This is a genomic window from Flavobacterium sp. UBA4854 (genome assembly GCF_002399805.1).
In the GTDB taxonomy this organism is placed as follows: domain Bacteria; phylum Bacteroidota; class Bacteroidia; order Flavobacteriales; family Flavobacteriaceae; genus Flavobacterium; species Flavobacterium ginsengisoli.
Window position 1 is genome coordinate 1 of the sequence record NZ_DHEI01000030.1, and the last position, 6,545, is coordinate 6,545.

Genomic DNA, 6,545 nt, shown 5'->3' on the forward strand with positions numbered 1-6,545 from the left:
GTCTCCAACAACAACTTCTTTCAGTTCGTTTTCAGAAGCTTTAAGTGCAAAGTCGATTACATTGTTTTTCCCCTGTTCAACTTTTATTTCTTGAGTTAAAGTAGCATATCCAATATATTTTACTTCAACTTTGTAAGTTCCTTCGTTAATATTTAATAACTCGAAACGACCGTTATAATCAGAAACGGTGTATTTTTTCTCGCCTACAATTTGAACCATAGCTCCAGGAAGAGGCAGTTTGTCATCGGCGTCTAATATCTTTCCAGATATAATCGCTTTCTGTGCAAAACCTGTAAAGGCGAATAAAAAGAATGCTGTTAATAGATAAAAATTTTTCATTGTGTGTGTTTAGTTTGATTTTCGGTTGCGAAACTAAGACCTACTTATTACTAAAGCCTTGAAAAAAAATTAACATAGTGTTATGATTCTTGGCCAACATTAGAGATAGATTAATGTTAAAATAACATTTAAAAAAAAGAAATTTTATAGAGTCTAGTAAAAACAAATCGACTATTTGCCTGAGAATTAAATTTTTGGCGCTAAATTTGCCGTATCATCTTAATCAAAAATCATCAATCATGTTAAAACAATTTTTTATCCTATGCTCAGGAGTCGACCGAGATATCCTGAAAGACTGCTCAGAAGGCGAACAAACCAAATATGTTGGTATTGGAGCCACGGTGTTCTTTACAGCAGTAATGGCTTTTCTAGCCAGTGCTTATGCACTTTTTACCGTTTTCGATTCTATTTATCCAGCTTTAATTTTCGGATTTGTTTGGAGTTTATTAATCTTCAATTTAGACCGATTCATTGTTTCTACTATTAAGAAAAGAGATCGTTTTTTAGACGAATTCCTGCAAGCAACTCCGCGTATTGCTTTGGCTATTATTATTGCTATTGTAATTTCGAAACCTTTGGAGATTAAAATCTTCGAAAAAGAAATCAATACCGTTTTGCTTAAAGAGAAAAACGAAATGGAATTGGCCAACAAGAAACAAATTGGAACGTATTTCAAAACAGATTTAGATAAAAATAAAGCTGAGATTGCGGCATTAAAAGCTGATATTGTAAAGAAAGAAAAAGAAGTAAACGATTTGTATTCGGTTTATATTACCGAAGCCGAAGGAACTGCGGGAACTAAGAAATTAGGAAAAGGCCCAGTTTATAAAGAAAAGAGAGAAAAACATGATGCGGCTCTGAAAGAATTCGAAACGCTGAAAAAGACCAACGAAGCTAAAATTGCCGAAAAAGAAAAAGCAGGCGTACAGCTTCAAGCCGATTTAGACAAAAAGGTTTCGCAAACACAGCCAATCATTGAAGGTTTCGACGGACTAATGGCGCGTATTAATGCATTGAATAAACTGCCTTGGCTACCATCATTTTTTATTATGCTGTTGTTTCTGGCGATTGAAACATCGCCTATTATTGCTAAATTATTAGCGCCAAAAGGAGAATTCGACTTTAAACAAGAAGAAGCCGAAACTGCTATGAAAGCTACTTTGGCTCAAAACAAATATCAACGCGATTTATTAGTCAAAACAAGCGCGGAAATGCATGATAAAGTCTACGCTGATATTGCCGAAGATAAAGGTTTATTCGATCTGCAGAGAAAAAATGCAAAAGAATTGTTGGAACTTCAGTCGCATAAATTTGTAGAAAAACAGAAGGCGACTTTATAAGTGCAAAGTGCAAAGTTTCTGAGTACAAAGTTTAAATGCAAAGCCCGAAATAGAATCTCTATTTCGGGCTTTTTTATTTTAGACAAAGCTGATAAAACTTTGCACTTTGTACTCAGAAACTTTGTACTTTAAAATTACATATAGCTTAATATCTCTTTTTTATAAGCGTCATATTCTCCTTGCATGATTAAACCATTGTCAAGAAGTTTTTTGTAATTCTGTAATTTATCAAAAAGTTCTTCTTTAGATAAATCACTTAATCTGCGTTCTCCAACTGGTTGAACTGGCTGATTTGGAAGCGGTTCGTAAGTTTCTGTAACAGCTGGCGCAGCGGGTAAAATTTCAGCAAAGCTAGTTACTTCCTCAGTTTCTATTTCTTCTATTTCGTCTTCAACTTCTGCTTCTTCCACAATTTCTTGAACTGGAGCCGCTGCTTGAACAGGATTTTTTAATAAATCTAATTGTTCTTTAGCATAGGTATACATTTTTCTAGCCTGAATTTTCGGAATATAATCTATAGAAAGAATCAGGTCTGTATTAGTGCTAAATGAAAATTCAGAACCTAAAATATTTTCTTTTACAAATGAGCTTGTAATATCATCCCAAGTATAATCTGTAAAATTCATTGAAAGACCTAAGTTTTTAGGCGTGCAAATAATAATACGTTTATTGGTTAAAATTATACTATCTGGAAAAACAGTAATAGCGGGTTTTTTCTGCACTGCGATATATCCAACTTCTTCGCCTTTCATTAATAAATCTGTAAGTTTCGAAGTGATTTTTTCAATCGCTTTTGGATCTTGTTCTTCGTTCAGAAATTTTTTAAATTGTTCTTTCATGATTGTTATAAGTTGCTAAGTCACACTGTAACTAAGTTGCTAAGATTTTTTTCTAACGATGCAAATGTAATGCCTAATTTTCTAATTGCTTCGTCTGTTCGATAAAAATTTTACCTCGAGTCGGTTATTTCAATTTGAATTTTCTTTGTCAAACTTTTGAAAACTAATTCGTACGAATGATCTATAAGTTCTTTCACGAATTTATCAGGCAAACCTCCGTTTAAAGCCACAGTATTCCAATGTACTTTACTCATATGAAAACCCGGTTGTATCTCGTCATATTCTGCTCTGAGTTCCTGTGCGCGTTCCGGATCACATTTTAAATTTGTCGATTGCTCATTTTTTTCCCATTGCGAAAGAGAAGACAAAGCAAACATTTTTCCGCCCACTTTAAAAACCAAAGTATCTTCATCAAAAGGAAAGTGCTCGCTGACACCTTTTTTCGACAAACAATATTCGTAAAACGTTTCTAAATTCATAACTGTTTATTTACCAATTTCACCTAAATGTGTGTATTTAAAACCTTTTTCGTATTTGAGACCATAGCCAAAAATACGATCCATCGCTGAATGCGAAAATAAGATAATTCCGAATAATTGAATAATTTCAATGCTAAAATAGCATCCTAAAGCATAAATTAAAAGTGCAATTCCCTTATGATGAAAGATGTTGTATAGAAGTGCTCCAATCTTGTTTCCAAAAGCGTAGCCAATCATGGATAAATCGGGAGCTAAAATTAAGACCAAAAACCACCACCATTCATAATTTAAACGGTTGAATAAAAAGATTCCGAGAACAACTAAAGCGACTTCCTCAAGTTTTAAAACTGTTTTCATTTTATTATTTTTTCCATCATCTTTTCAGGATGATTAAGTTTTGTAAATCCGAACTTATCGTATAAAAAGTGAGCGTCGGTAGTTGCCAATCTCCAAATTTTAACTTCTTGCAATTGAGGATCGTTCATCAAAGCTTCAATTAAAATGGATGAAAACCCTTTTCCGCGATGCTCTTCAGTAATAAAAACATCCATTAAATAAGCAAACACAACATAATCAGTGATGACGCGCGCAAAACCAACTTGTTTTCCATCTAAATAAATTCCGAAACAGACAGAAGCATCAATCGTACGCTGGACTTCTTCCATGGTTCGCCCTGCAGCCCAATAAATGTCTTTTAAAAAGTTCTGTATAAACGGAACGTCGAGTTTTGTTTTATCTGTAGAAACAGTAATCATATTGTTTAGTTTTTTTACCATTAATTACACGAATTCACACTAATTTTTTTGCCACGGATTAAAGATATTTTCACAGATTAAATCATTTTTAATCCTTTAATATGTGGCAAAATAAAAAAAAGAAATTCACGAAAATTAGTGTAATTAGTGGCGACCTTTTAAATTTTATATAAAATTGGTTTGCTTGGACTTGCATCATTTTCAAACGAAGCGATTTGGAGATTTAGTATATAATTTCCATCTTCAATTTCGTCTGAAACATAAATCATTTCGGTAATTGTAGCATTTAACCTTGCATTTGAATTTACATTGTGTGTGTCTTTTACATTCCAAAATGCTTTGTGAGCCAATAATTTTCCTTCATCGTGTTCTTTGTCAACACTTGGCAAATCGATCAATAAATGCTGAATTTCGGTTTCGCGGATGAAAATCGCGGCTTCTTCAGACAAATATGGTGGATTTGTATTCGAATATTTTCTTGATTTCTTTTCTTTTTGATTTGGAACTGTTCTTATAATTAAAGCCTCATTTGTCAAGCTGAGAGAAGTCGAAGCGCTTAAAGCTTTTTGAATCTGTTCTTTCGTAATCACAAAATCATCTCCAATTTTTTCAGGTTCAATCGTAATTAATTTAGCAGAAAAGAAAAACTGTTTTAGCGATTGATTGATGCTGTAAAAATCATTCGTAATATGACCTAAACATTCCGTATGCGTACCATGCCCATGCGGATTGAAGAAAATATTATTGAAATTAGTAGATGATTTTCCTTCTGAAACTTTCCCAATCCAGTCGCCAAAAACTACTGGTTCAATGATTGGTTTTTCAATGTACCAAGCAATCGGATTTTCATCTGTATTGGTTAAAGAAATAGAAATATCAATGGGTTTTGATAAGTCGATTTCGAAGTTGTTGATTTTAGCTAACACAAATTTGGATTTTATGCCGCAAAGACGCTAAGTCACAAAGTTTAATAATTTTGAGCCTTTGTGCCTTCGTGGCTAATTTTTATTCATCCAAATTTAGATAAAATAAATCTGAAGCAATTCCATCCGTTAAAAATTTTCCTTTAATCGTGGGTTTTAGAATGTTATTTTCGATCGAAAGTAAATCGTCGTTTAAGAACTTTTGAGATTGTTCTAATAAATAATTCAAATATTTTGAACCGAATTCCTTTTCAATTCTTTCTAAAGAAACGCCCCAAATGGTTCGCAATCCTGTCATAATATATTCATTATAACGATCTGAAATGGTTAATGTTTCGGTTTCAATTGGAAGTTCATCATTTTGAATCGCTTTTAAATACAGAGAATTATTGGCAATATTCCAGCCTCTTTTTTCACCATCATAACTATGTGCCGAAGGACCAATTCCGATATATTTTTTGCCCAGCCAATACGCCGAATTGTTTTTAGAGAAATAATTTTCTTTCCCAAAATTGGATAATTCGTAATGAATAAAACCATTCTTTTGCAGCATTTCAACCAAAATTGTAAAATGGTTGGAAGCGACTTCATCTTGTGGTTCTGCAACTTTTCCGGTTTGAATTAATTTGCTTAAAGCTGTTTTTGGCTCAACCGTCAAAGCATAACTCGAAATGTGCGGAACACCAAAATCCAAAGCAGTCTGAATATTCTGCTTCCACATTTCGTCACTCAATCCTGGAATTCCATAAATCAAATCGAGCGAAATATTGTCAAAATATTTTGTTGCTTCTTCCAAACATTTTTTGGCTTCCGCCGAATTATGAGCACGATTCATCATTTTCAAATCGTCTTCGTAAAAAGACTGAATTCCGATGCTTAATCTATTTATTGGGCTCTTAGATAATTCTAAAATTCTTTCAGGAGACAAATCATCAGGATTGGCTTCGAGTGTTATTTCTGGATTTTCTACAACTTTGTAATTCTTATAAACTTCTGAAATTAAAAAGTTTATTTCGTCATTTGATAAAACCGAAGGAGTTCCTCCGCCAAAATAAATGGTTTCTACAATCTCATTTTCAAACTCATTTTTACGCATGCCAATTTCTTTGGCTAATGCCAAAACCATATCGTCTTTCTTTTTCATTGAAGTTGAAAAATGAAAGTCGCAATAATGACAAGCTTGCTTGCAAAAAGGAATATGAATGTAGATACCGCTCATTTTTTCACTCGATCCTCGTTTTGTTTCACAAAAGCATCCCAACCCGAATAGCTTTTTCCAGCCACAACTTTCCCAGAATTAAAGTGATGACAAACCGCAGCCGCCAAACCGTCTGTTGAATCTAGGTTTTTTGGTAATTCTTTTAAACCTAAAAGCTGTTGCAACATTTTGGCAACTTGTTCTTTACTGGCATTTCCGTTTCCGGTAATCGCCATTTTTATCTTTTTAGGTTCGTATTCCGTAATCGGAATTCCTCTTGAAAGTCCTGCTGCCATTGCAACACCTTGTGCACGGCCTAATTTCAGCATCGATTGTACGTTTTTGCCAAAGAAAGGTGCTTCAATTGCAATTTCGTCTGGACAATGCGTTTCAATTAATTCGATGGTTCTTTCAAAAATTATTCTTAGTTTTTGGTAATGATTGTCGTATTTGGACAATTGCAATTCGTTTAATTGCAGAAATTCCATTTTTTTGTTGATTACTTTAATCAATCCAAACCCCATAATTGTGGTTCCCGGGTCAATACCTAATATGATGCGTTCTTGTGTCAAGAGATTGTGGTTTCAAGTTTAAGGTTCTAAGTTTAGAAAATTGACTCATTTTCTCACTTCCTAATTGCCACATTTGATTACTTTTGCGGCATGATTTCAA

At 33.6% G+C, this 6,545-nt stretch carries 9 protein-coding genes; 1 reads left to right on the top strand and 8 read right to left on the bottom strand.

From position 1 onward, the window contains the following. Positions 1–339 (bottom strand): carboxypeptidase-like regulatory domain-containing protein (locus B3J44_RS03990; protein ID WP_286965960.1); only part of this gene is annotated, 339 nt, incomplete at its 3' end. Positions 340–578: 239 nt separating this feature from the next. On the opposite strand from B3J44_RS03990, the gene B3J44_RS03995 reads away from it, so the two are divergent. Further along, positions 579–1,679 carry a DUF4407 domain-containing protein gene (locus B3J44_RS03995; protein WP_286965961.1) on the top strand — a complete coding sequence of 367 codons (1,101 nt, stop codon included), beginning with the start codon at positions 579–581 and terminating at the stop codon, positions 1,677–1,679. Positions 1,680–1,813: 134 nt separating this feature from the next. Here the strand turns inward: B3J44_RS03995 and B3J44_RS04000 are convergent, their stop codons facing one another. From B3J44_RS04000 to ruvC, 7 genes are all read right to left on the bottom strand, one after another. Then, positions 1,814–2,518 carry a PH domain-containing protein gene (locus tag B3J44_RS04000; protein WP_286965963.1) on the bottom strand — a complete coding sequence of 235 codons (705 nt, stop codon included), beginning with the start codon at positions 2,516–2,518 and terminating at the stop codon, positions 1,814–1,816. A gap of 110 nt (positions 2,519–2,628) precedes the next feature. Further along, a complete protein-coding gene (locus B3J44_RS04005) occupies positions 2,629–2,997 on the bottom strand; it encodes an MmcQ/YjbR family DNA-binding protein (RefSeq protein WP_198854753.1) in 369 nt (122 codons plus the stop codon). 6 nt (positions 2,998–3,003) lie between these two features. Then, the gene (locus tag B3J44_RS04010; protein WP_286965965.1) at positions 3,004–3,354 is read right to left on the bottom strand and encodes a DUF4260 domain-containing protein; all 351 of its coding nucleotides are present in this window, start codon (positions 3,352–3,354) and stop codon (positions 3,004–3,006) included. Then, entirely contained in the window at positions 3,351–3,752 is a 402-nt protein-coding gene (locus B3J44_RS04015; RefSeq protein WP_286965968.1) for a GNAT family N-acetyltransferase, read from the bottom strand. Before B3J44_RS04015 ends, B3J44_RS04010 begins: the two co-directional genes overlap by 4 nt. A 158-nt stretch (positions 3,753–3,910) precedes the next feature. Beyond that, positions 3,911–4,678: a cyclase family protein gene (locus B3J44_RS04020; RefSeq protein ID WP_286965966.1), complete on the bottom strand. Its 768-nt coding sequence runs from the start codon at positions 4,676–4,678 to the stop codon at positions 3,911–3,913. A gap of 79 nt (positions 4,679–4,757) precedes the next feature. Next, complete coding sequence (hemW, locus tag B3J44_RS04025) at positions 4,758–5,894, bottom strand: radical SAM family heme chaperone HemW (RefSeq protein ID WP_286965967.1); 1,137 nt, start codon at positions 5,892–5,894, stop codon at positions 4,758–4,760. Further along, positions 5,891–6,445, bottom strand: a complete 555-nt coding sequence (gene ruvC / locus B3J44_RS04030; RefSeq protein ID WP_111288456.1) for a crossover junction endodeoxyribonuclease RuvC — start codon at positions 6,443–6,445, stop codon at positions 5,891–5,893. Before ruvC ends, hemW begins: the two co-directional genes overlap by 4 nt. Positions 6,446–6,545: the final 100 nt, after the last annotated feature.